This window comes from Roseitalea sp. MMSF_3546 (assembly GCF_030732865.1).
In the GTDB taxonomy this organism is placed as follows: Bacteria; Pseudomonadota; Alphaproteobacteria; order Rhizobiales; family Rhizobiaceae; genus Roseitalea.
Genome location: NZ_JASHKB010000009.1, coordinates 36,832 through 59,942 on the forward strand (window position 1 = coordinate 36,832; position 23,111 = coordinate 59,942).

21 protein-coding genes are annotated in these 23,111 nt (G+C 68.3%); 8 read left to right on the forward strand and 13 right to left on the reverse strand.

All coding sequences use genetic code 11. The features are described from left to right. Nucleotides 1–4 precede the first annotated feature (4 nt). The 9 genes from RBB34_RS09200 to RBB34_RS09240 are packed head-to-tail and all read right to left on the reverse strand — an operon-like array spanning nt 5 to nt 7,765. Nucleotides 5–871, reverse strand: coding sequence for an alpha/beta hydrolase (locus tag RBB34_RS09200; protein ID WP_306118918.1), 867 nt, complete (start codon nt 869–871; stop codon nt 5–7). Next, complete coding sequence (locus RBB34_RS09205) at nt 865–1,692, reverse strand: DUF4437 domain-containing protein (protein WP_306118919.1); 828 nt, start codon at nt 1,690–1,692, stop codon at nt 865–867. The genes RBB34_RS09200 and RBB34_RS09205 overlap by 7 nt, the downstream gene beginning before the upstream one ends. Nucleotide 1,693: 1 nt before the next feature. Continuing rightward, nucleotides 1,694–1,999, reverse strand: coding sequence for a hypothetical protein (locus RBB34_RS09210; protein ID WP_306118920.1), 306 nt, complete (start codon nt 1,997–1,999; stop codon nt 1,694–1,696). Then, the gene (locus RBB34_RS09215; RefSeq protein ID WP_306118921.1) at nt 1,996–3,057 is read right to left on the reverse strand and encodes a class I SAM-dependent methyltransferase; all 1,062 of its coding nucleotides are present in this window, start codon (nt 3,055–3,057) and stop codon (nt 1,996–1,998) included. Before RBB34_RS09215 ends, RBB34_RS09210 begins: the two co-directional genes overlap by 4 nt. A 16-nt stretch (nt 3,058–3,073) precedes the next feature. After that, on the reverse strand, nt 3,074–4,054 hold the full coding sequence (locus RBB34_RS09220; RefSeq protein ID WP_306118922.1) for an oligopeptide/dipeptide ABC transporter ATP-binding protein: 981 nt from the start codon (nt 4,052–4,054) through the stop codon (nt 3,074–3,076). Further along, nucleotides 4,051–5,058: an ABC transporter ATP-binding protein gene (locus RBB34_RS09225; RefSeq protein ID WP_306118923.1), complete on the reverse strand. Its 1,008-nt coding sequence runs from the start codon at nt 5,056–5,058 to the stop codon at nt 4,051–4,053. The genes RBB34_RS09220 and RBB34_RS09225 overlap by 4 nt, the downstream gene beginning before the upstream one ends. Before the next feature lie 12 nt (nt 5,059–5,070). Further along, nucleotides 5,071–5,946 carry an ABC transporter permease gene (locus RBB34_RS09230; protein ID WP_306118924.1) on the reverse strand — a complete coding sequence of 292 codons (876 nt, stop codon included), beginning with the start codon at nt 5,944–5,946 and terminating at the stop codon, nt 5,071–5,073. Then, nucleotides 5,943–6,884 (reverse strand): ABC transporter permease, encoded by a 942-nt coding sequence (locus RBB34_RS09235; protein ID WP_306118925.1) that lies wholly within the window; start codon nt 6,882–6,884, stop codon nt 5,943–5,945. Before RBB34_RS09235 ends, RBB34_RS09230 begins: the two co-directional genes overlap by 4 nt. After that, complete coding sequence (locus RBB34_RS09240; protein WP_306118926.1) at nt 6,881–7,765, reverse strand: hypothetical protein; 885 nt, start codon at nt 7,763–7,765, stop codon at nt 6,881–6,883. Before RBB34_RS09240 ends, RBB34_RS09235 begins: the two co-directional genes overlap by 4 nt. A gap of 133 nt (nt 7,766–7,898) precedes the next feature. Between RBB34_RS09240 and RBB34_RS09245 the strand changes: the two genes are divergently transcribed. Then, complete coding sequence (locus tag RBB34_RS09245) at nt 7,899–9,011, forward strand: class I SAM-dependent methyltransferase (RefSeq protein WP_306118927.1); 1,113 nt, start codon at nt 7,899–7,901, stop codon at nt 9,009–9,011. Next, a complete protein-coding gene (locus RBB34_RS09250; protein ID WP_306118928.1) occupies nt 9,008–9,262 on the forward strand; it encodes a hypothetical protein in 255 nt (84 codons plus the stop codon). The genes RBB34_RS09245 and RBB34_RS09250 overlap by 4 nt, the downstream gene beginning before the upstream one ends. Nucleotides 9,263–9,371: 109 nt before the next feature. On the opposite strand, the gene RBB34_RS09255 is transcribed toward RBB34_RS09250, so the two are convergent. The 4 genes from RBB34_RS09255 to RBB34_RS09270 all read right to left on the reverse strand — a co-directional run bounded on the left by RBB34_RS09255 (nt 9,372) and on the right by RBB34_RS09270 (nt 14,034). Beyond that, nucleotides 9,372–10,880 (reverse strand): ABC transporter substrate-binding protein, encoded by a 1,509-nt coding sequence (locus RBB34_RS09255; protein WP_306118929.1) that lies wholly within the window; start codon nt 10,878–10,880, stop codon nt 9,372–9,374. Nucleotides 10,881–11,201: 321 nt separating this feature from the next. After that, nucleotides 11,202–11,822, reverse strand: a complete 621-nt coding sequence (leuD, locus tag RBB34_RS09260; protein ID WP_306118930.1) for a 3-isopropylmalate dehydratase small subunit — start codon at nt 11,820–11,822, stop codon at nt 11,202–11,204. Continuing rightward, nucleotides 11,822–13,228 carry a 3-isopropylmalate dehydratase large subunit gene (leuC, locus tag RBB34_RS09265; protein WP_306118931.1) on the reverse strand — a complete coding sequence of 469 codons (1,407 nt, stop codon included), beginning with the start codon at nt 13,226–13,228 and terminating at the stop codon, nt 11,822–11,824. The genes leuD and leuC overlap by 1 nt, the downstream gene beginning before the upstream one ends. After that, nucleotides 13,225–14,034, reverse strand: coding sequence for a GntR family transcriptional regulator (locus RBB34_RS09270; RefSeq protein ID WP_306118932.1), 810 nt, complete (start codon nt 14,032–14,034; stop codon nt 13,225–13,227). Before RBB34_RS09270 ends, leuC begins: the two co-directional genes overlap by 4 nt. Before the next feature lie 195 nt (nt 14,035–14,229). Between RBB34_RS09270 and RBB34_RS09275 the strand changes: the two genes are divergently transcribed. The 6 genes from RBB34_RS09275 (at nt 14,230) to RBB34_RS09300 (ending at nt 23,044) form a co-directional block, all read left to right on the forward strand. Beyond that, nucleotides 14,230–15,912 carry a hydantoinase B/oxoprolinase family protein gene (locus RBB34_RS09275; RefSeq protein ID WP_306118933.1) on the forward strand — a complete coding sequence of 561 codons (1,683 nt, stop codon included), beginning with the start codon at nt 14,230–14,232 and terminating at the stop codon, nt 15,910–15,912. After that, complete coding sequence (locus tag RBB34_RS09280) at nt 15,909–17,963, forward strand: hydantoinase/oxoprolinase family protein (protein ID WP_306118934.1); 2,055 nt, start codon at nt 15,909–15,911, stop codon at nt 17,961–17,963. Before RBB34_RS09275 ends, RBB34_RS09280 begins: the two co-directional genes overlap by 4 nt. Beyond that, complete coding sequence (locus RBB34_RS09285; RefSeq protein ID WP_306118935.1) at nt 17,960–18,880, forward strand: isocitrate lyase/phosphoenolpyruvate mutase family protein; 921 nt, start codon at nt 17,960–17,962, stop codon at nt 18,878–18,880. The genes RBB34_RS09280 and RBB34_RS09285 overlap by 4 nt, the downstream gene beginning before the upstream one ends. 436 nt (nt 18,881–19,316) lie before the next feature. Further along, the gene (locus RBB34_RS09290) at nt 19,317–20,999 is read left to right on the forward strand and encodes a methyltransferase domain-containing protein (protein WP_306118936.1); all 1,683 of its coding nucleotides are present in this window, start codon (nt 19,317–19,319) and stop codon (nt 20,997–20,999) included. Nucleotides 21,000–21,436: 437 nt separating this feature from the next. Further along, entirely contained in the window at nt 21,437–21,913 is a 477-nt protein-coding gene (locus RBB34_RS09295) for a DUF3830 family protein (protein WP_306118937.1), read from the forward strand. A gap of 66 nt (nt 21,914–21,979) precedes the next feature. Further along, nucleotides 21,980–23,044: an ABC transporter substrate-binding protein gene (locus tag RBB34_RS09300; RefSeq protein WP_306118938.1), complete on the forward strand. Its 1,065-nt coding sequence runs from the start codon at nt 21,980–21,982 to the stop codon at nt 23,042–23,044. The last annotated feature ends 67 nt before the right edge of the window (nt 23,045–23,111 follow it).

The window sequence follows — 23,111 nt, forward strand, 5'->3', positions numbered from 1 at the left end:
CGACCTATCCGTCCAGGCGCGACAGCCAGCGGGCATATTCGCCCGCGGTCGCCTCGGCGGTTTGGGGCGTGTAGACCCCGGCCGTGATCAGGCTTTCGGCCCCCGCGATCATCGCGGCGATCGTCGGCACGTGGCCCGCCTGGCTGTTGTCCCGGCCCGCCGTTACAAGGGTCGGGCAACCGATCTGCGGCAGCACCGCCGCCTTGTCGTGCATGAACGCCGCCCGGTAATAGGCGCCGAAATGCTGCATCGACTTGATCACCTCGACCACCTTGTCGTGCATCTCCTCGAGCGGTGGCAGGCCGACCCCGCGCGCATGGTCGGCGTCGGTCCGGAACCACGGCCAGAAGAGATAGGTGTCGCGGACAAAGTTCCACGCCTCGATCAGGTGCAGGCCGTGCTTGTGCTTGTCGATCACCGGCACGTAGCGGTCGGCAAAGGCCGCCGCTTCGGCCGGATCGTAAAGGCCCATGCTGTCCAGGATCACCGCCTTGACCTGTCCTGGCCGCAGGACGGCGAGTTCGGCGGCAACACAGGCGCCGGCATGAAAACCGTAGACCGCGACCTCATCGAGCCCGGCCGCATCGAGCATCCGGGCGACCGAGCGGGCATAGTCGGCCATGGCCGGGCTGTCCGTCTCCGGCGGCGCGCTGTCGCCATTGCCCGGCAGGTCCGGCGCGATCACCGGCCGCTCGCCGCCAATGCGCCGCATCAGCGGGACCATGGTGCGCGAACTGCCCGAGGCCTGGTGCAGCAGGACCAGCGGCAGGCAGCCGGTCCGCTCGCGCCCGGCCTCGCGATAATGCGTCTGCCCGGCCGGCAGGTCGATGAAGCGCCGATAGACGGGCGCCGGCGCGGTTCCGGTCACCATGGCAGGGTCGCTCCGGCGATCGGCTGGCCGAACCCGGCCAGATCCTCGGGCAGCACGGGCCGGTGTCCGGGCCACCAGTGGAACGGCTCCGGCGCATCCTCGTATTCGGTCGAAAGCGGCCCGCCCCTGGTGCGGAACAGATAGATGTTGCCGGTCAGGCTGCCATAGGGTCCGTGCGGCACATGCGGCGGCCGCCAGAAATAGGCGCCCGGCCGCATCACGCCCAGATTGCCGTGCACTTCGCCGGCGATCAGGAACATCTCCTCGACCACCGGATGGCGTTCGGCGCGTTCGGCCCAGCGCAGGCCGAGCGTGCCCAGGATCCACGTCTGCTCCTTGGTGACCGGATCCTCGAACAGCATGCGCCGTCCGGCACCGGGCGGAAACTCGGGATGGAAATTGCCGGTATAGGGCATCCTCATGGCGTCGAGCGCCTCGACCGTGCGGGCCGGATCGGCCGTTGCGGCGCCATCCGCCGGCGCCGGGGTCGCCGAAAAGAAGGTGACGACGATGGCGCCTTCGGGCGCGGCCATCGCGCCGCGCTCATAGCCGGCGGGCAGATGCGCATAGCCCAGATAGCCGTGCTCCCGCGCGCCGACCGCCAGCGAACCGTCGAGCACGAGCAGTTCCTCGTCGCAGGCGAGCGTCTGGCCGGCCGGCGCCTGCCAACCAGCCGGATAGCGCACGACCAGCGAACACGCGCCGGTATCGGGATCGGCGCTGAGCAGGCGCGCCTGTGCACCGCGCCGCACGCCGGCGACGGGCGCGGCGGTCCAGGGCAGATGCTGGGACTGGACGAATTCGATTCGCGGCCTCGCCATGTCAGCCCTGCGCATCCGGCGCTTCGTCGCGCAGCGGCCCCATCTTGTCGCCGGCCTCGACCATGATGCGCATGATCCGCGCCATCGACCGGTCCAGTTCGGCGCGCGCCCTGGCCAGGAAATCGGCATCGTCGGCAAGCGCGTCGATGGCCTCGGCCGACACCGCACCCTGGCGCACCAGCGCCTCCTGCAGCGCCAGTCGCGCCTGGCGCTCGACATGCAGTTGCGCGCCCAGATCCATCACCAGCGCACCCAGCGTGTCCGCATCTGTCTGGTTGGACAAAAAGCTCAGTTCGTCGCGTTTCATTGCGCCATCTCCGCTTCCAGAACGGCCCAGGGGAAATGCCATTCGGCCCGCTTGGGCCATTTGGCGCCGTCGAGACGGCCGGTCCCGCGCTCGTCGAACGCGACCCATCCAGCTTGCGCAAAGCCGGCATCGCGCGCCATCTGGCAGGTGTCCGACGCCATCATGCCCGGCATGAAGGGCTCGTTGTTGCGCGCGCCATGGTCCATCACGGCGGTGTCGCGGACCGGATCGCCGGTGAACTGGAAGTCGAGCACCCGCAGGCGCCCGCCTGGCTTGAGCAGCCGCGCCGCCTCGGCGAAAAACCCCCTGAGCGCCGGCTGCGGCAGTTCATGAATCAGCATGGTCGCGGTGACCAGATCCGCCTTTCCCGCCTCAAGCCCCGTATTGGCGGTGACGTCGCCCTGCCGGTAATGCACGGCAAGGCCCAGGGCCTCGGTCTTGGCATGGGCCAGCCGCAGGCACGGCGCGGCGAGGTCGACGCCGATCACTTCGGCATCGGGATAGGCCTGCTTGAGCGGCCAGGTCGACTTGCCGAACCCGCAGCCCATGTCGACCAGGCGCGTGGGCTTGTCGAGGTCGCCGGCGCATGTTTCCACGAACCGGCGATGGAAGGCGTAATCGTCATTGTCGCCCATCATGACGAGTTTGGCGCCCAGTTCGTACACATAGGCCGATTCGTCGGCGCGCCACACGCCGCCCGGCTGCACATGGATGTCCCATTCGGTGTACCATTGCGGCAGCTCGAGATCGGGATCGAGGGTCAGGCTGCCGGCCGGCTCTTCGGGCAGTAAGATGGGCGGGTTGTTCGCCACCGCATCGCTGACCGCGCGCCACAGCGCCTTTTGCGACGCGCGTTCGGACCAGCCGAACCAGGTGTGCACCGGCTGCGCGCGGACATGGCTCATGGCCTGCTTGCGGTCCGCCGGCAGGCCGTCGCCGACATTTTCGCGCACCTGGCGGTCGAGCTCGGGAAAGAGGGTGTCCGCCCAGCGACGGCGCCAGGCAAGCACGAAGTCCAGATCGGCGCGTGCGGTGTGGCCTAGGGGTGATTGATGCACGGGGTGTCCTCCCTGTTCAGGCGTCGAGCAGATGGGCCAGTGGCGGAGCCACCGAGCCGGGAAAGTGGCAGGCGACGGCACGGCCGCCCGGCTGCGGCTCCAGCGCGGGTGCCTCGGTCCGGCAGCGGTCCTGCGCCGCCGGGCAACGCGGATGAAACGGGCAGCCGCTCGGCCGGTTGATCGGCGAGGGCGGATCGCCGCGCAGCACGAGCCGCTCGCGGCCGGTGCCGTCGACCGTCGGCGTGGCCGCCAGAAGACCGGCGGTATAGGGATGCAGCGGCCGTGCCGTGATCTGTTCGGCCGGCCCCTGCTCGACCACGCGGCCCAGATAGAGGACGACGATGCGGTCGGCGATCTGGTGGACCAGCGGCAGGTCGTGGGCGATGACCAGATAGGCCATGCCGAGCCGCTGCTGGATGTCCTGCAGCAGGTTGATGATCTGCGCCTGGATCGACACGTCGAGCGCCGAGACCGGCTCGTCGGCGATCACCAGATCCGGTGACAGCGCGATGGCGCGGGCGATCGCGATGCGCTGGCGCTGCCCGCCCGAGAACTGCGAGGGCAGGCGGTCGGCGGCATCGGGCGGCAGCCCGACCGCCTCGAGCAGTTCACGCACGCGCGCGGCGATTTCAGCCCGCGAACCGAAGCGATGGGCGACCAGCGGTTCGGCGATGATCCGCCTGACCTTCATGCGCGGGTCGAGGCTCGCATAGGGGTCCTGGAAGATGATCTGCAGGCGCCGGCGCACCGCGCGCAGCGCGCGCTGCGGCAGATGTCCGATCTCCCGGCCGTCGAAGTGGATCGTGCCGCCGGTCGGCCGGGTCGCGCACATCAGCGTCATCGCCAGCGTCGACTTGCCCGAACCGCTTTCGCCGACCAGGCCGACGGTCTCGCCGCGCGCCACGCTCAGGCTCACACCGTCGAGCGCGTGGACATTGCCGCGCCGCGTGGCGAATGTCACCGACAGGTCGCGGGCTTCGAGCAGCGGAGCGCTCATCGGGCGGCCTCCTCGATCGGATTGTGGCAGGCGACCCGGCGCTCCGGCCCGCTGGCGACGAGCGCCGGCGCCAGTGCGCAGGCCTGGCGCGCATGCTTGCAGCGCGGCTGGAAGGAACACGCCGCGCGCTCGCGCGTCGGCCCGGGCGGCTGGCCCGGGATCGGTTCGAGCCGGCTTCCCCGACTGCCGAAATGCGGCACGGCCGCCAGAAGTCCGGCGGTGTAGGGATGGCGCGGCCGGCGCAGCACATCGGCGGTCGGGCCCTCCTCGACGATACGGCCATGATAGATCACCGCGATCCGGTCGCAGATATCGGCGGCGACGCCGAGATCGTGCGTGATCATGAGGCCGCCGGCGGCATGCAGCCGGTCGCGCAAGAGGTCGAGGATCTGTGCCTGGATCGTCGCGTCGAGCGCCGTCGTCGGCTCGTCGGCGATGATCACCTTGGGATCGTTGACCAGCGCCAGGGCGATCATCACCCGCTGGCGCAGCCCGCCGGACAATTGGTGCGGATAGGCCGAAAGCCGTTCGCGCGCGGCCGGAACGCCCACCGCCAAGAGCGCCTTTTCGGCGATTTCGAGGGCGCGCCTGTTGTCGACGCGCTGGTGACGGCGCACCGACTCGGTCAGCAGCGCGCCGACGCTGCGCACCGGGTTGAGCCCCGTCATCGGGTCCTGGAACACCATGCCGACCGTGCCGCCGCGCGTCGACCGCCATTGCCGCTCCGGCAGGCCGATCAGTTCGCGCCCCTCCAGCTTGATCGACCCGGACAGGACCCGGACCGGCGGCGGCACCAGCCCGATCATGGACAGCGCCATCATCGACTTGCCCGATCCGCTCTCGCCGACAAGCCCGACGATCTCGCCTTTCGCGATAGTCAGGTCGACGCCGTCGAGCACGATGACCGGCGCGCCGCCATCGGGCGCCGGCATGCCCACGCGCAGATTGCGCAGGGCGACGAGCGGCGTCTCGTCGGTCGGGCTGGACTGGGGCAGTGTGCGCATGCTCGTCATCGGTCAGCCGATCGCCCGCCCGCGCTTGCGGGCACTTGCGGCGATGCCGTCGCCGATCAGGTTGAGCGCCACGACGGCGAACACGATCGCCCCGGCCGGCACCAGCATCATCCATGGCGCGGCGACCAGATGCTCGCGGCTTTCGGCCAGCATGTTGCCCCAACTGGGCGCCGACAGCGGAACGCCCAGTCCCAGAAAGCTCAGCGCGCTCTCGGCGATCAGCATGTCGGCGAAGGTAAAGGCGAACATGGTCAGCAGCGTGGGGCGCAGCGCCGGCAGCACATGAGTGGCCAGCACCTTGACCGGGCCGACACCCGCCAGCACCGCCGCCACCACATAGTCGCGCTTGACGATGCTCATCGCCTCGGCATAGACGACGCGCGCCGCGATCGGCCAGGTCGCCAGCCCCAGCGTGACCGCCAGCGGCCAGAAACCGCGTCCCAGAAGGGCGATCACCGTCACCGCGATGACGAGGCTGGGAAACGCGATCACCGTATCGACCACGGTGCGGATCACGCGGCGCGGCCAGCCCGGCAGCCAGGCCGCGATCAGGCCCATGACCGTGCCGATGGATAGCGCGATGATGGCGGCGACCAGCGCGATGCCCAGCGACCATGGCATGCCGGCGGCCAGCCGCGCGCCAAGCGAGCGGCCGAGCTGGTCGGTGCCGAAGACATGGCCGCCCAGCGAGGGCGACTGGAAGCGGCTCATCAAATTGCCGGTATAGGCGCTTTCGGGCGGATTGAGGCCGAACAGCAGCGTCAGCACGGCCAGCAGACCGGCCATGGCGAGGCCCGCGATCAGCATGGCGTCGCTGGCGGCACGCCTTGGCCAGACGCGCAGGCGCGGCAGCAGGCCCGTTGCCGGCCGCGCGCTCATCGGCCCTGCTCCCGCAGCCTGGGATCGAGCAGGCTGAACAGGATGTCGGTGAGGGCGTTGACCAGCGCCACCAGCACCGCGATCACGAACACCGCCGCCTGCACGACCGGAAAGTCGAGCTGGTCGACCGCATCGACCAGGAGCGCCCCGAAGCCCGGCCAGGCGAAGATCACCTCGGTGATCAGCGAGCCCGACATCAGGAAGGCGAACTGCGTGCCGATCAGCGCCGTCGCGCCAAGCAGCGCGTTGGGCAGGGCGTGGTTCATCAGGATCTCGCCCTCGCCCGCCCCGGTGGCGCGCGCGGTGCGGATATAATCCTCGCGCATCGCCTCGCTGACATTGGCGGCGACCACGCGCACCATTTTGGGCACCAGGAACGAGGCCAGCGTCAGCGCCGGCAAAATCCAGCTCGACGGTCCCTGATTGCCGATCGACGGCAGCAGGCGGAACTCGACGACGAAGAGCTGGATGAGCAGAAGGCCGACAATGTAGCCGGGCACGCCCTGCAGCACGAAGACCACGGCATTGGTCGCCTTGCGCGCATTGGCGTCGGGCCTGAAGCCGAGCCAAGCGCCAAGCGGCACCGAGATCGCCGCCGTGATCGCCAGTGCCAGGCAGGCCAGCAGCAGCGTGCTGCCCAGCCGCTCCAGCACCAGCCCGAGCGCGGCCTGGTTGGCCCGCAGGCTCTCGCCGAAATCGAGTGTGACGAGCGAGGCCATGTAGCGCCAGTACTGGACGATCAGCGGCTGATCGAGGCCATAGCGCGCGCTGATCAGCGCGACGGTCTCGGGATTGGCCTCATCGCCCGCCAGCACCGCCGCCGGATCGCCCGACAGCCGCAACAGGAAGAACAGCACCGTGGAAATGGCAAACAGCAGCACCGCCAGTTCGGTGCCGCGCCGCACCAGCGCCGCGCGTATCGCCGCCGCGCCGGTCATGCCGCCACCCGCTCGAGCCGCGCGCCGCCCGGAAGGCGGTCCATGCGCACGCGCCGCCCCTCATAGGGCGGCATGGCGATCGCCTCGCCCCCGTCGATCGCCGCGACAAGCGTGACCATGGCAACGCCCAGCGGCCAGCCCTGGCGCCCGGCCCGTTCGGCCACGCCGGACGGATAGGCATCGATCTCGATCAGGCTTTCGCCGGCAAGCTGAAGCGAGGAGATGCGGATGCGGTGATCGTCGGGCAGGTTCATCGTCCGCTTGAGCACCGGCACGTCGACGGGCCGGTCGGAGATGCGCCGGCCAATGGCATGATCCTCGAGCCAGGCGCGGTCGGCCTCCAAATCGCCGCTGGCGAGCACCGCGATGAAGCAACGCTCGACCGGCAGGCGCGCCCGGCACAGCTCGAGCCCGCCCGCATAGGCGCGAACATCGGTCAGATAGAGCGCCTCGCCCGACGGGCCGGCGATCTGCCCGGCACGGATCGCCCCATTGCTGCCGAGCGCGCGCGCCGCGCCAAGTTCGGAAAAGCCGGCCGCGCAGGCTTCGGCCATGCGCGCATCGGTGTCGATCACCGACAGTTCCGCCGCCGCCCAGCCGAGCGAGGCGAGCGGCGCGCCGTCTGCCGGCTCGCATGCCAACTCCACCAGGCGCAAGCCGCCCGTCGCACGCGCGCCATTTGCCTTCGCCGCGAGCAGCACCCAGGGCGCCCCGTCGAGCGCCGGCGCGTCCCACAGCCGCGCCAGCGCCGGCGTGATTCGCCCGCGCGCCACGACGACAAGGCCCAGACCGGCATTGTAGACGGCCACGGCGGTGGACAGATCGGCCGTGGTGACCGTAACGCACAAGATGGGACCGCTCCTGGCGGAAAGATCGGACATGCGGCGCACATCCCTGGTTGTGATGCAACAATATTCTGTATTATTATAGATACAAGTTGGGTGGAGCAAGCCGGCATTTGAACGAATTGCCGCCGGCCCACGCATCGATCGTCATCAACCCCGAGGAACCGCCATGTCCCATGCGAACCCGACACCAAACCAGCCGCCTCCGGTCGATGCCGTCATCGACTGGCCGGCCGACACATTGCCGGCCATGACGACGATCCTGGCCCTGCGCCGGCGCTGGTTCTCGCACGATTACAGCGCTTTGCGGGCCGAATACGAAGCGGCGACCAGCAATGGCCGCGCCCCCGCCACTCAGGACGAAGCCGAACCGCTCGTCCAGTCGCTGCCCAGCGCGCCGGCCTTCCAGTGGATGCACCGGCACATCCAGGATCGCACCTGGCGGCTGTGCGAGCGGATCGTCGAGCGGCGTGCCGACGAGATCGCCGCCGCCATGCAGCCGACCGACGACGATCTGGGCACGCTCGAGGGCACCGAGGACTTCCAGTACCCGGCCTACTACACCTTCGACTATCACCGCCAGGACGGCGGCATCTGGCGGTCCGACGCCGGCGCGGCGATCTACCTTCTGGGTGCGCGCATGATCCATGTCGGCCGCAATTCCGATTTCCAGCTGCACGACCAGCTCGTCGACGAACTGGAACTGGACAGCGAGCCCGGGCGCATCGTCGATCTGGGTTGCGGCTTCGGCAAGACGACCTTCTCGCTCAAGAAGCGCTGGCCCGATGCCGAGGTTCACGGCGTCGATCTGGCCGAGCCCTGCCTGCGGCTCGGCCGCAAGATGGCGAGCGCGCGCGGCCTGGACATCCATTGGCGTCAGGCCGACATGGAGCGCCTGCCCGACGCCGACCGGAGCACCGATCTGGCGGTGATCACCATGGTGCTGCACGAAATGCCCGAGTCGGCGATCTCGAACGTGCTGTCCGAAGCGTATCGGATCCTGCGCCCCGGCGGCCGCCTGGTGATTCTGGAGAACCGGCTGATCGGCGACCCGTTCCGGGACACGCTGCTCAAATGGTACAGCCAGCTCATCGACGAACCCTATTGGGAAGCCTGGCGCCATCTCGACATCGTTGCCATGTGCGGCGCCGCCGGCTTCGAGACCGCCCAGCAGTCCCGATGGTATCTCGCCGGCACGGACGGGGCCGCCGCCGAGGCCGACCCCAGGCGCTGGTGCACACCGTGGGGACTGACCCAGGCAACCAAGGGAGACCTGCAATGAGCGCCGCCATCGAACAGCCCGTCCGCGACACCGAAATGCCCGAAAGCCCGGCGATCGCCGTGGGCGCGCTCCTCGGCAAGGGCGATGTCGATCGCCTTGCCTCCGTCACCCATGCCCTGATCGAGGAAATCGCCGATCTCGCCGTTCGGATCGAACGCATCGAGGCGCGCCTGGATGGGTCCGATGCGCCCGAAGACCTCGCAGCTGTGCACAAACAGACGGCGGCGCTGGTCGGCCGCGTTCTGGGCTGAGCAAGACAGGCAACCGGAAAAAAGCAAGCCGCCGCGGGATGCCCGCGGCGGCTTGGTCTTTGGCCGGTGGACCTTGCGGTCCCGGCCGGCGCCATTGGTCCTCGCCCGGTTACTCGGCCATCGTCACGTAATCGTAAAACACCGTCCGGTTGACATAGCGCAGGCCATCGACACCCGGCGCGATCCCGGTGACGTCGACCTGCTCGACCAGCCAGATGGCCGGCAGCACCTCATTGGTCTTGGCGTGCAGTTCGTGCAGCAGCGATTCGCGCGCATCGGCATCGAACTCCTCGAAGGTCGCATCGATGAACGGCGTCATGCTCTCGTCGCAGAAATGGGCCGGCGACTTCATGCAGGTCATGTAGGTGTACGGCCGGATCGTATCCATGTAGGGCGATGTGTTCCAGGACGAGCCGAACATCTCGCCGGGCCATTCGTTCTTGAGGAAGAACTGCAGCCATTCGGGAAAGCTGATCTGCTGCAGCTCGACATCGATCCCCACCGCCGCAAGGTCGATCGCCGCCTGCTGGTAGATCTCGCTGTCGGCGGGGAAGGAGCCGACCACGACATGGGCGGTCGCCGCGATGCCGTCACCATGGCCGGCCTCCTCGAGCAGCGCCCGGGCCTGGTCGGGATCGTACGGATAGGAGGAAATGGACGGATCGTAGCCGAACGCGTTCGGCGTCCCCGCCTGGCCGGCGCCGCTGCCGAGCCCGCCCAGCAGCACCTCGGCGATGAGGTCGCGATTGACCGCAAGGTTCGCCGCCTGGCGCACGCGCACATCGTTGAACGGGCTGTCCGGGTGCGCCTCGGTGGCAAAGGCCAGCGACATCACCTGCGGGGCCGGGCTCGCCGCGACGCTGAAGCCGGCCGATTCCATCTGGCCGATCTGGTCGGGCGAAAAGCCGAAGCCGACATCGATCTGGCCTGACAACAGCGCCTGAAGGCGCGCCGCGCGCTCGGGCAGGCTGAGGATCCGCACCTGCTCGAGCTCGGTTTCCCGCCAAGAGCTGTCATTGGCGGCCAGTGTCACGTCGCCCGTGCCCCAGCCCTCGACGGCGAAGGCGCCCGTGCCCACCGGCGATTCGGCAAAGCCCTCCGGTCCCAGTTCGGCCCAGGCGCCCGGCTCGACGATGAACATCAGCGCCAGCTTGTTGGGCAGCACCGGGTCGGGACCGCTTGTCACGATCTCCACGGTCCGCTCATCGATCTTTTCGACGGACGCCAGGTCACGAAGCTCCGTGCCGACCGAACTGGCCCGCCCCTCTTCCGACAACAGGTATTCGACCGTTGCGACCACCGCGTCGGCGTTGAACGGCTCGCCATTGGAAAAGGTGATGCCGTCCTTGAGCGTGAAGCGCCAGCGCGTCGGCTCGATCGCCTCCCAGCTCTCGGCCAGCACCGGCGCGGGCGCGCCGTCATCGCCGATCCGCACCAGCGGATCGAAGATCGCGTCCCAAACGAAGATCGAGGGCACCGAGCGCGCGGTGAACGGGTTGCCCTTGCCGGGCGGCAGGTCCCACACACCCACACGCAGCGTGTCGGCCTGAGCGGCGCCGGCCGTCAGCGCCAGGCTGGCGCCGGCGGCCAGCGCAACAATCTTTGACCGGATGATCATGTTCGGTTTCTCCCTGAGCAGACATGGATCGTGGAATTGTCGGTGCGGCGGCCGCGCGCCGTCGCGCGGCCCGAACGCGGCCGCGGGCATTGCGGGTCCAGCGAGGCCGGCGGCAAGGCGGCAATGGTCGGAGCGCGGTCGACGGCGGCCGTCAAACGGTCCGCTACGGCCCACTTCATCGACGAGGCACTGACGCTGATCATACCGCAACCTGTCTTATATCTATGATAGATCAGCATGCCTTAATGATTCAGATGCGTCAACAGGCGCCACCGGCGCAGGCCCGGCGGCGAACCGTGACGGGGCGTCCGCCAACGCGCTTCAGTGGCCGGTTTCGGTCGCTACGGCGGGCCACAGCCACGGCGCCGCATCGCGCCGGGCGGCGGCGTGGCGCTCGATCGCCTCGCCATGCTTGAGCGTCAGATCGATGTCGTCCCAGCCATTGATCAGCTTTTCGCGGCTTTGATCGTCGAGTTCGAAGCCAATCGAAAGCCCCATGGCTTCGAGGCGCCGGGCGGCAAGGTCCACCCGCAAGGCGAGCGGCGCCGCCGCGATCAGCCGCTCGGCGGTCGCTTCGTCGACGCGCGCCGGCAGCAGGCCATTATTGACCGCATTGGCCGCGAAGATGTCGCCAAAACTCGGTCCGATCACCGCGCGAAAGCCGGCGTCGATGAGCGCATACACCGCCCCCTCGCGCGATGAGCCGCCGCCGAAATTGCGTCGTGCGATCAGGATCGAGGCGCCGGTCGCGGCCGGATCGTTGAGCGGGAAGTCCGGGCGCGGCGCGCCGTCGGCATCGTGGCGAAGATCGTGCAGCAGAAAGCGGCCATAGCCTGCCGACCGCGGCGTCGCCATGAACCGCGCCGGCAGCAACTGGTCGGTGTCGATCCCCGCCAGCGGCAGGCCGACCGCCAGACCCTCATGACGGGACCATCCGGCCATCACACGCTGCGCCCTTCCAGCAGCGGGCGGCAATCGGTCAGCGTGCCGGTCACGGCGGCCGCCGCGACCATGGCCGGGCTCATCAGATGCGTGCGCGCGCCCGGACCCTGGCGACCGCGGAAATTGCGATTGGTCGTCGACGCGCAGCGCTTGCCCGGCGCGACGACGTCGCCATTCATGCCCACGCACATCGAGCAGCCGGCATTGGCCCATTCGAGCCCGGCCTCGGTGAAGATGCGATCGAGCCCCTCCTGCTCGGCCTGCAGCTTGATCCGGCTCGAACCGGGCGAGACCAGCCCGGGAACGCGTGCGCGCCGCCCCGCCAGAACGGCGGCCGCCACCCGCAGATCCTCGATACGGGCATTGGTGCACGAGCCGATGAAGACCTGGTCGACCGGCGTGTCGGCGATCGGCCGCCCCGCCTTGAGATCCATGTAGTCGAGCGATGCCGCGATCGTGCCGGCACGCGCCGGATCCTTCACGCGCGCCGGATCGGGCAGGCACGCGGTGATCGGCAGCGCCTCTTCCGGGCTCGTGCCCCATGTCACGATGGGGGCGAGTTCGCCCGCATCGAGCGCGACCTCGCGGTCGAACATGGCGGCCGGGTCGGTCGCCAGCGCCCTCCATTGCGCCACCGCGCGGTCCCAGTGCTCACCCTGCGGTGCGTAGGCACGTCCGTGCAGCCAATCCAGCGTGGTCTCGTCCGGCGCCACCATGCCGCAGCGCGCGCCGCCCTCGATCGAAAGGTTGCACAGGGTCAGCCGCCCCTCGACGGACAGCGCCCGCACGGCCGAGCCGTCATATTCGATCGCATGCCCCCGTGCGCCATCGGCGCCCAGCGTGGCGATCCAGTTGAGCGCCATGTCCTTGGCGCCCACGCCCGGCGTCGGGCGACCGTCGATGGTCAGGCGCATGGTCTTCGGCCGGCGCTGCCAGATGGTCTGCGTCGCCAGCACATGGGCGACGTCGGTCGCGCCGATCCCGAAGGCAAACGCGCCGAGCGCGCCGTGACCGGAGGTGTGGCTGTCGCCGCAAACCACGATCATGCCGGGCAGTGTCAGTCCCTGCTCGGGGCCCGTCACATGCACGATTCCCTGGCGCGGGTCTCCGACCCCGAAAAGGGCAAAGCCGTGCCGCGCCGCATTGTCTTCGAGCGTTGCGATCATGCGGGCAATCGCGCCACCCGGCGCCTGTCCGGCGCGCGTGGGAACATAGTGATCCGCAACGCCGAAGGTGAGCGCCGGCTGGGCCACCGCCAGCCCGCGATCGGCGAGCTTGCCGAAGGCGTGGTGCGATCCTTCGTGGACGAAATGCCGGTCGACCCACAACAGCGCCGCGTCGTCGGCGCCCCTGGCGATGACGTGACGGTCCCAGATCTTCTCGAACAGCGTCCGCGGTGCCGTCATTCGGTCTCGTCGGCCTGGCGTTCTGGCATGAGCACCGGCTCCCAGTGGCGCTCGGCCCCTTCGCCGACGCGCGCCAGCGTCATTTCGAGCCGAAACCGGTCGGGCCGGTACAGCGCCGAGAGGTGCTCGATGCCGCGCCCCGACACGTCGTAGACGACGCGCGTGAGCGCGATCAGCGGCGCGCCGACGGCCAGGTCGAGCGCTTCGGCGACGTCGGGCGCGGCCAGCACCGCCGAGACCGACTGCTTGGCATGGTCGACCTGGACGCCGCTGCGTTCGAACAGGCGGAACATCGGCGTGGTTGCCAGATCGGCTTCCGAAAATCCCTGCGCGATGTCTTCGGGCACGTGCGTTGTCAGGTGAGAAAACGGCAACTCGCCGATCAGGCGCAGGCGCACCGCATGCTGCACCCGCGCATCGGGCGCAAGCTGCAGCGCACGCGCCACCTGCGGCGGTGCCGCTCCATAGCTGAACGCCAGGAGCCGCGCCCCGGTCCGCTGTCCCATCTGCACGATCTGCGGCATCAGCTTGGCGAAATCGGCGGCGATCGGCCCGGGCTCCTCGCGCGGTGCGCGCACCACGGTACCGCTGCCCGGCCGGCGCTCGATCAGCCCGTCGCCGGCCAACGCGTCGAGCGCCCGGCGGATCGTCACGCGCGAGACGCCGTGGCTTTCGGCCAGGCGCAATTCGCCCGGAAGCGAGTCACCGGGTAGATGGGCGCCATTGACGATCGCGTCGCGAAGCAGCAGGTACACGCGCCGCGCCTTGCCGCCATCGGGGGCCTGCTGGGAAAGATGCTCTGCCATAGCGGTCTATAACCTGTCCGCGCACCAAACTACCGATTGCCGGTGGGCATGCAAGTGTCTTGTCGCACGACAAGGCGCAAGGCCAACCGGATAACGACTCCCAATTGGTATTGTATATCAGACAGGAGTTTGGTACCAGATCAATGCAACGAAGGGAAGAGGGGCGCGCCGGATCCATGGCTGAAGGGACATCCGATGGATATTGATCCGATCACGCTTGCCGTCCTTGCGGGCCGCATGGAGCAGATCGCCGACGAAATGGACGCGACCCTGTTCCGGCAGGCCTTCAACCCGATCATCGCAGAAGCCCATGACGCAAGCCATGGGCTCTATCATCCCCGGACCGGCGAAACGCTAGTGCAGGGCAAGTCGGGCCTGCCCATCTTCGTGGGCGTAATGGCCTTTGCCGTCAAGGCCGTCATCGACCGGGCAGACGGCGATCTGAACGACGGCGATGTGTGGGCCTTCAACGACGCTCATCTGGGCGGCACGCATTTGTCCGACATGCGCCTGGTGCGGCCCTATTTCCACGATGGCAAGGTGTTCTGCTATCTCGCCTCCGTCGGCCACTGGCACGATATGGGCGGCGCGGTCCCCGGCAACTACAATCCGCAGGCCACCGAGGTTTTCCAGGAAGCGTTCGTGCTGCCGCCGGTGCGGCTCGTGCGCGGCGGCGAACTGCAGCAGGACATAGTCGACATCATGCTGCGCAACACGCGCCTGCCCGCGTCGGCCAAGGGCGATCTCAACGGCCAGCTCAACGCGCTCGACCTGGGGGTCGGCCGGCTCGACGCCCTGCTCGCCGAGTACGGGGCCGACACGGTGCGCGCCGCGCTCGACGCCCTGAGCGGACGGGCCGAGGCGCTGGCCTGCGCCGAGATCGCCGAACTGCCCGACGGGCGCTGGGAAGCCGAGGACTTCCTCGACAATGACGGCATCACCGATACGCCCTTGCCGATCCGCGTGGCGCTCGAGGTCAGGGGCGACAGGCTGAGCCTTGATTTCGCGGGATCGGCTCCGGCGACGGCCGGCCCGGTGAACATATCGCGCGGCACCGCGATCGCCTGCGTTTACGTGGCGATCAAGCACATCTTTCCCGCATTGCCGGCCAATGCCGGCGTGCTGCGACCGATCGACGTTTCGATTCCCGACAAGTCCCTGCTGTCGGCCGAGTTTCCCGCGCCCACCGGCGGCTATACCGAAACCATCCTGCGCATGATCGACGTCATCTTCGCCGCCATCGGCAAGGCGGCGCCCGAGCGCGCCATCGCCAACGCCTACGGCACGATCAACGCGCTGTCCATTGCCGGCCATCGGGCCGACGGCCAGCGCTGGGTCATGTTCTCCTTCTTCGGCGGCGGCCATGGCGGCAATCCCGAGACCGACGGCCTCAACCACGGAAATGCGCCGATCTCGACGGCGACCATCCCGCCCGTCGAGATCCTCGAGGCGGCTTATCCGATCGCCTTCCGGCAATGGGCCCTGCGGCCCGACAGCGCCGGTGCCGGCGAACATCGGGGCGGGCTCGGTGCGGTCTACGAGATCGAACTGCTGGAGGCCAGCGCCCGCGCCTTCCTGTTCGGAGAACGCGGCCGCTTTGCGCCCAAGGGCGTGGCCGGCGGCGCGCAAGCCGCGCTGACGCGCTTCGCTTTCGGCGGTCCGGACCGCTGGGACACGCCGCCCATGGTGTCCAAGATGGTCGACATTCCCCTCAAGCGTGGCGAAAGGGTGCGGCTACAGACGCCGGGCGGCGGCGGCTACGGCCCGCCAGACGAACGCGAACCGGCCCGCGTCGCCCGCGACGTCGCGCTGGGCTATCTGTCCGCCCACCGCGCCGACGCGATCTACGGCACCGCATGGCGCGAGGTGAACCCATGAGCCGGCTGATGATCGGTGTCGATGTCGGCGGCACCTTCACCGATGTGTTCATTCTCGACGAGGCCTCCGGGCAGGCCCGCATCGCCAAGGTGCCGACGACCCGGCCGGACCAGTCCGGGGGATTCCTCGCCGGCCTGACGGCCGATGGCGATGCGCTGTCGGACATGGCAACGGTGGTCCACGGCACCACCGCCGGCACCAATGCCCTGCTCGAACGCCGCGGCGGCCCGATGGGCGTGATCACCACGGCGGGCTTCGGCGACGTTCTGGAAATGCGCCGCCGCGACCGCCCGCGCACATGGGGGCTGCGCGGAGAGTTCGAGCCGGTCGTTCCGCGCAACATGCGCCTTGAGGTGGCCGAACGGGTGCTCGCCGACGGCACGGTGGAGACGCCGGTCGACATCGACGCGGTCCGCGCCGCCGGCCGGCGCCTGCTCGAGGCGGGCGCCCGGGCCGTGGCGGTGCTGTTCGTCAATGCCTATGCCAACCCGGCGAACGAAAACGCCGCCGTCGCCGCCCTGCGCGCGGTGTGGCCCAACGATCACGTCGCCGCATCCTCGGAGATCCTGCCCGAAATCCGCGAGTTCGAGCGTTTTTCGACCACCGCGCTCAACAGCTATCTGCAGCCTGAGGTCTCGGGCTATCTGGCGCGCCTGGAGACCGCGCTCGAGCAGGGCGGCTTTGGCGGCGAATTCCTGATCGTCCAGTCCAATGGCGGCGTCATGGACCCACCGACCGCGCGCCGTTTGCCGATCCGCACCGCCCTGTCGGGTCCCGCCGCCGGCGTCATCGCCGCCGCCCACATCGCACGGCAGTCGGGCCATCCCAACGTCATCACCGGTGACATGGGCGGAACATCCTTCGATGTCGCGCTGATCGACAATGGCGACAGCGTCCTGGCCGCCCAGACCTCGATCGATTTCGGCATGGTGGTGCGCACGCCGATGATCGAGATCGCAACGATCGGCGCCGGCGGCGGCTCGATCGCCTGGGTCGACAAGGGCGGCCTGCTCAACATCGGTCCCGAAAGCGCCGGATCCGACCCCGGTCCGGTCGCCTATGGGCGCGGCAATGACCGCCCCACCGTGACCGACGCGAACATCGTGCTCGGCCGTATCAACCCGGCAAGACCGATCGGCGGGGGAACCTTGCATGTCGAGGCGGCGCGCACCGCCATCGACACCCATGTCGGCGCGCCGCTCGGCCTCGGCACGGACGAAGCGGCAGAGGCGATCATCCGTGTTGCCAACTCGCGCATGGCCGGCGCCGTCCGGCTGGTCTCCATCGAGCGCGGTTTCGAGCCGCGCCGCTTCACTTTCATGCCCTTCGGCGGCGGCGGCGCGCTGCATGCGGGCGCGCTGATATCCGAGGTCGGCCTGTCGAGCGCGCTCGTGCCGCGCTATCCGGGCGTGACCTCGGCCATGGGCTGCGTCATCGCCGACATGCGCCAGGATTACGTCCAGACGGTCAACATGCCCACCAGCGCGGCCGATGTCGGACAACTCGCCGAACTGATCGCCGATCATCACCGCCGCGGCGAAAAATTCCTTGCGGACGCGCAGGTGACCTTTTCGGGCCGCGACACGATCGTCGAACTCGACATGGCCTATGTCGGCCAGACCCATACGGTCGCCGTGCCGCTTCCGGTTGCCATCGCTGACGGGACCGTCGTCCCGTTCGACCATGGCGCGATCGAAAGCGCGTTCGAGGCGGCCTACAGGCGCGTCTACGGCCGGCTGCTGCCCGGCGGCGTCACGCGCATCCTCAATCTGCGGACCGCGGTGATCGGCCGCCGGCCGCGGATCGACCTTGCCACGCTGGCGCCCGATGCGATCGGCACGAGCGCCGATGCGCGGCGCGGAACCCGCCCGGTCCATTTCGGCCGGTGGCTGGACGCGGCGATCTATGACAGGCTGGCCCTGCCGGTCGGCGCGACCGTCGAGGGGCCGGCCGTGCTCGAACAGCCCGACACCACGATCCTCATCGAGCCCGGACTCGTCGGCACCGTCGACCGTTTCGGCAACGTCATCATTGAAAGGGAAGCGCCATGAGCGGACTGCTCGATCGGGTCAGCCGGAATCCGATCCTCATCGCACCGGGCGTGTTCGACGGACTGACGGCATCGCTGGCCGCCGCCGCCGGGTTCGAGGCGCTGTACCTGTCCGGTGCGGCGGTCGCCTACACCCGTCTTGGCCGTCCCGATCTCGGCCTGACCACCATGTCGGAAATGGCCGACACGCTGGCCCTGATCAACGAGCGCGTCGATCTGCCGGTGATCGTCGACGCCGATACCGGCCATGGCAACGTGCTCAATGCGCGCCGCACCATGCAGGTCTATGAGCGCGCCGGCGCCGCCGCCCTTCAGGTCGAGGACCAGCGTTTTCCCAAGCGCTGCGGTCACCTCGACGACAAGATGCTTATCGCCGCCTCCGAAATGGCCGGCAAGATCGCCGCCATGGCCGATGCACGGCGCAGTCCGGACACGCTGATCATCGCCCGCACCGATGCCATTGCGGTGGAGGGTTTCGAAGCGGCCCTGGAACGCGCCGATCTTTACCTGCAAGCGGGCGCCGATGCCCTGTTCGTGGAAGCGCCGCGCTCCAGCGAGGAGCTCGCCCGCATCGCACGGGCGCTCGCCGATCGCGCCCCGCTCATGGCCAACATGGTCGAGGGCGGCGCGACGCCGATCACGTCGGCCGACGATCTGCAGGCGCTGGGCTATTCCATCGTGATCTTTCCCGGCGGCATCGTGCGCGCCATGGCCCGGACCGCCGAGGCCTATTACGACAGCCTGAAGCGGCACGGCACCAACGCCCCCTTCGCCGATCGCATGTTCGACTTTGCCGGGATGAACGCACGCGTCGGCACGCCGGCGCTGCTGGACGTGGCCAAACGCTTCGCCGGCGATGAGCCCGCCGACTCGGCGGTTGCAGCGCCGCTCGGCCGCGCCTCAGGCGGGCAGAGCTGACGCAATCGGCGCAATCGGGCCGCATTTGCGCCATCGCGCCAGCCGCGGCCCGGTTTGCTTCGGTCGGACCATGCCCGACGCGAAAATTTCCATTGAAACAAGGGGTTGCCGCGTGGTCAGAAAACCGGCGGACGACCTGTGCGGCGCAAAAAATTCATCAAAGAGTCGCAAACAGGACTTGAATTGTCGCATCGAAGCTGGGATGACTTGACCGCGGCCGGCGGTGAGCGCCCTGTTTGCCAAGGCCATGGCCGCACGGCAATGCCCCGCAAGAAGGACGGGGCCATTGGCCGGCCTTCGCGCGTCGCGGCGCGACGGGTCTTGAAAGCACAGAGTTGACGGATGGCGGCGCGCCTGGGGCGCAATGCCTCCGTTTGCGCGGCAATGCCGGCCGTTGCGCCGCTGCCGACGTTCCAATCGCACGTGGAGGTTCATCGTGAACGAGTTTCAATCCAACGCCGAACTCAAGATGGAGGATCAGACCTATAGCGACGATCCCCTCAGCGACCGCGAGACCGACCACTACCGCAAGGAATACGTCAAGACTTTCGTCGACAAATGGGACGAACTGATCGACTGGCGCGGCCGCGCCGAAAGCGAAGGGCAGTTCTTCATCGACATTTTGCGGGCGCGCGGCAAGGAACGCGTTCTGGACGTGGCCTGCGGCACCGGCTTCCACTCGGTGCGCCTGACCGAGGCGGGCTTCGACGTCACCGCCTCGGATGGCTCGGCGGCCATGGTCGCCAAGGCGTTTGAGAACGGCCAGAAGCGCGGGCTGATCCTGAAGACCGCGCAGGCCGACTGGCGCTGGCTCAACCGCGACATCGCCGGCAAGTATGACGCGATCATCTGCCTGGGCAACTCCTTCACCCACCTTTACGAAGAGTCCGACCGCCGCCGCGCGCTTGCCGAATTCTACGCCGCGCTCAAGCATGACGGCCTGCTGATCCTCGATCAGCGCAATTACGATACCATGCTCGACCACGGCTTTTCGACCAAGCACAAATACTACTATTGCGGCGAGCAGGTCACCGCCGAACCCGACCACATCGACGACGGGCTGGTGCGCATGCGCTACAGCTTCCCCGACGGCTCGGAATACACGCTCAACATGTGCCCGATCCGCAAGAACTACACCCGCCGCCTGCTCAAGGAGGCCGGTTTCGAGCGCGTGCGCACCTATGGCGACTTCCAGGAGACCTATGGCGAGGACGAGCCTGACTTCTTCATCCACGTGGCCGAGAAATCGGCGGTGCACCTGGTGCGCTGGGGCGGGGTCAGCGAGACCGGCGGCGAGGACATTCGCGACATCACCGAGGATTACTACGACAGCGACGACGCCGACACGTTCTACTCGACGATATGGGGCGGCGAGGACCTGCATGTGGGTCGCTACGCCGAAACCGACGATATCCGCACCGCCAGCGACCGGTCCATCGAGGCCATGCTGGCACGGCTGGGCACGCTCGGCGCCGAAACCCGGGTGCTCGACATGGGCGCGGGCTATGGCGGCGCCATGCGCACGCTCGTCAGGAAGACCGGCTGCCAGGCGGTGTGCCTGAACATCTCCGAGACGCAGAACGAGTACAATCTGGGCAAGGTCCGCGCCGCGCGCCTGGCCGACCGCATCGCCATCCGCCATGGCGTGTTCGAGGACGTGCCCGAGCGGGACGAGAGCTTCGACGTGGTGTGGAGCCAGGATTCGTTCCTGCATTCGGACCAGCGCCAGAAGGTCCTGGCCGAGGCCTGGCGGGTGCTCAAGCCTGGTGGCCATTTCATCTTCACCGACCCGATGCAGGCCGACGACGTGCCCGAAGGGGTTCTGCAGCCCGTCTATGACCGGCTGCAGCTGACCTCGCTGGGCTGCCCGCGCTTTTACCGCGAGGCGGCCGAGGCGCTCGGTTTCGAAACGCTCGAGCAGGAAGACGCCCTGTCCGACCTGCGCACGCATTATGCCCGCGTGCGCGAGGAACTGCTGACGCACTATGACAGGCTGGTCGAGAACGGCGCGTCGCGCGACTATCTCGACAAGATGGCCGTGGGCCTCGAGAACTGGGTCAAGGCCGCCGATGCGGGCCACCTGGCCTTCGGCATCCAGCATTTCCGCAAGCCCGGCTGATCGCGATCGGTCCGTCGTGACCGGCCGGGGACGGCCCCGCCGGTCCTTTCGGCCCGTCCGGCCGGGCCGATGAACATGCGTTTCGTCCCGACCCGGCGCGTTCCGCCGCCTGGGCGAAGCGGCTACCGATCTTCCCCTGGCAAGCGCCATTGTGCCGGCCAAGGCCCGCTCGAAACGGCCCTGTCAGGGACCGGTCGCCCCATGGAGCGCAATATCGCTGCGGGCACACCGTGGCAGCGTCCGCGCTGCGCCGATCGGTTGCGGCGGCGCAGATCGCGCTGGCCCTTGCACAACTCCATCGGCCGATGGCTGCCCCGACGACGGCCGTTGGCCAGGTCCGATCGAAAAATTCGATCGGACAAATCGGGCCTTTGAATTGGACAGGCTCGCCCCGCACCCGCCATCATCGCGGTTCAACCACAACCATGGTGAGGGCGATGTCTGACGGCCAGCTATATCTCAAATTCGTTCAATCCGGCGTTCAGGGCACGATCACGCCCTATTGGGACACCGCGCCGAAGACCTGCGCCGCGCTGTGGGACGCTCTGGCCACGCCCATCACCGTCGATGCCAGCCACGCCATCTTCTCGGGCCCCGAGATCATGATGGGTCTGCCCGAGAGCGCCCGCAGTTTCGACCCGACCGCCCTGCCCCCGGAAAACCAGACCATCCTGCCCGAGCCCGGCGACCTTCTGTGGTTCTACCAGCCGAAGAACTTCTTCAAGATCGACCCCGACGAGTTCTGGGAGATCGGCATGTTCTATGGCGTGGGCGGGCGCACTTTCGGCCCCACGGGCTGGATTCCGTGCACCTACTGGGCGCGGATGACCGACGGGCTCGAAGCGGTCGCCGAGCAGTGCCGGCTGATCCGCAAGGAGGGCATCAAGAGTGTCGAACTGGGCCGGCTGGCCTGAGCCGCCGGCGCCCCGCCGCGCGGCGGGTTATGCAGGTCCCCATGCGACAAAAGAGGAGGTAGATCCATGACCATCAAGACGAGCCTGACCAAGACAAGCCTGACCAAGACAAGCCTTGCACTGGCCGGCACCGCCGCGCTGCTGGCGACCACCGCCGCCGCCAATGCCCAGTCCATCACCATCAATTCGTTCGGCGGTTCCTATGAGGAAGCCCACCGCGAATGCATCATCGATCCGTTCGAGCAGGAGACCGGTGCGACGGTCCAGATCGTCACCGCCTATTCGGCCGACGCCTTCGCCCAGTTGCGCGCCCAGAAGGATGCGCCGCAGTTCGACGTCATCCATTTCTCCGGCGGCCAGGAGATCGTCGGTGCCCAGGAGGGGCTGCTCTCGCCGATCGACGAAAGCCAGCTTTCCAACGCCGCCGATCTCTACGACTTCGCCAAGACCAACCTCGAAGCCGGCGAGGGCCCGGCCTATTCCATTGCCGCGCTGGGTCTGGTCTACAACAGCGAGACCGCGCCCAAGGCCCCCACGAAATGGGCCGATCTGCTCGACGAGGCCTATGAGGATCACATCGTCGTCACCGACATCTCCAATGGCTATGGCATGCTGAGCTTCTTGATGCTCAACCGGGTCATGGGCGGCGATCTCGACAACATCCAGCCGGGCCTGGACGCGGTGACGCAGCTGCTCGACAATGGCGCCGTGGTCGTCAACACCTCGCCCGAGATCCAGCAGGAATTCGCCCAGAACGATGCGTGGATCGCGTCTTACGCGTCCGACTACGCGTTCACTCTGCGCAAGGCCGGCCTGCCGGCGGTGTTCGTGCAGGGCGAGGAGGGCACGCCGGCCAGCTTCATCACCGCCAACCTGGTCGCAGGCCGCGACAATCAGGAGCTGGCTCTGAAGTTCATCGACATGTCGATTTCCAAATCGGCCCAGGAGTGCTTTGCCAACGCGTTGCGCTACACCCCGACCAATTCGACCGTCGAATTGTCCGAGGAGGTCGCCGCCGACGTCATCTACGGTCCCGAGGCCGTGGCCGGCCTTCTGCGCTTCGATCCGATCACCATCGAGGAGAAGCGGTCCGAATGGGTCGACCAGTGGAACCGCACCATCGCACGCTGACCCTTGCGCGATCGAACAGATCCCGGTGGCCGCCTCGCGCGGCCACTGTTTTTGGACCATAGTCGGA

Excerpts from the sequence above, each read along its gene's own strand:
- RBB34_RS09200 (WP_306118918.1), bottom strand. The coding sequence starts at position 871 with ATGGTGACCGGAACCGCGCCGGCGCCCGTCTATCGGCGCTTCATCGAC.
- RBB34_RS09205 (WP_306118919.1), bottom strand. The coding sequence starts at position 1,692 with ATGGCGAGGCCGCGAATCGAATTCGTCCAGTCCCAGCATCTGCCCTGG.
- RBB34_RS09210 (WP_306118920.1), bottom strand. The coding sequence starts at position 1,999 with ATGAAACGCGACGAACTGAGCTTTTTGTCCAACCAGACAGATGCGGAC.
- RBB34_RS09220 (WP_306118922.1), bottom strand. The coding sequence starts at position 4,054 with ATGAGCGCTCCGCTGCTCGAAGCCCGCGACCTGTCGGTGACATTCGCC.
- RBB34_RS09225 (WP_306118923.1), bottom strand. The coding sequence starts at position 5,058 with ATGCGCACACTGCCCCAGTCCAGCCCGACCGACGAGACGCCGCTCGTC.
- RBB34_RS09230 (WP_306118924.1), bottom strand. The coding sequence starts at position 5,946 with ATGAGCGCGCGGCCGGCAACGGGCCTGCTGCCGCGCCTGCGCGTCTGG.
- RBB34_RS09235 (WP_306118925.1), bottom strand. The coding sequence starts at position 6,884 with ATGACCGGCGCGGCGGCGATACGCGCGGCGCTGGTGCGGCGCGGCACC.
- RBB34_RS09240 (WP_306118926.1), bottom strand. The coding sequence starts at position 7,765 with ATGTCCGATCTTTCCGCCAGGAGCGGTCCCATCTTGTGCGTTACGGTC.
- RBB34_RS09245 (WP_306118927.1), top strand. The coding sequence starts at position 7,899 with ATGTCCCATGCGAACCCGACACCAAACCAGCCGCCTCCGGTCGATGCC.
- RBB34_RS09250 (WP_306118928.1), top strand. The coding sequence starts at position 9,008 with ATGAGCGCCGCCATCGAACAGCCCGTCCGCGACACCGAAATGCCCGAA.
- RBB34_RS09255 (WP_306118929.1), bottom strand. The coding sequence starts at position 10,880 with ATGATCATCCGGTCAAAGATTGTTGCGCTGGCCGCCGGCGCCAGCCTG.
- leuD (WP_306118930.1), bottom strand. The coding sequence starts at position 11,822 with ATGGCCGGATGGTCCCGTCATGAGGGTCTGGCGGTCGGCCTGCCGCTG.
- leuC (WP_306118931.1), bottom strand. The coding sequence starts at position 13,228 with ATGACGGCACCGCGGACGCTGTTCGAGAAGATCTGGGACCGTCACGTC.
- RBB34_RS09270 (WP_306118932.1), bottom strand. The coding sequence starts at position 14,034 with ATGGCAGAGCATCTTTCCCAGCAGGCCCCCGATGGCGGCAAGGCGCGG.
- RBB34_RS09275 (WP_306118933.1), top strand. The coding sequence starts at position 14,230 with ATGGATATTGATCCGATCACGCTTGCCGTCCTTGCGGGCCGCATGGAG.
- RBB34_RS09280 (WP_306118934.1), top strand. The coding sequence starts at position 15,909 with ATGAGCCGGCTGATGATCGGTGTCGATGTCGGCGGCACCTTCACCGAT.
- RBB34_RS09285 (WP_306118935.1), top strand. The coding sequence starts at position 17,960 with ATGAGCGGACTGCTCGATCGGGTCAGCCGGAATCCGATCCTCATCGCA.
- RBB34_RS09295 (WP_306118937.1), top strand. The coding sequence starts at position 21,437 with ATGTCTGACGGCCAGCTATATCTCAAATTCGTTCAATCCGGCGTTCAG.
- RBB34_RS09300 (WP_306118938.1), top strand. The coding sequence starts at position 21,980 with ATGACCATCAAGACGAGCCTGACCAAGACAAGCCTGACCAAGACAAGC.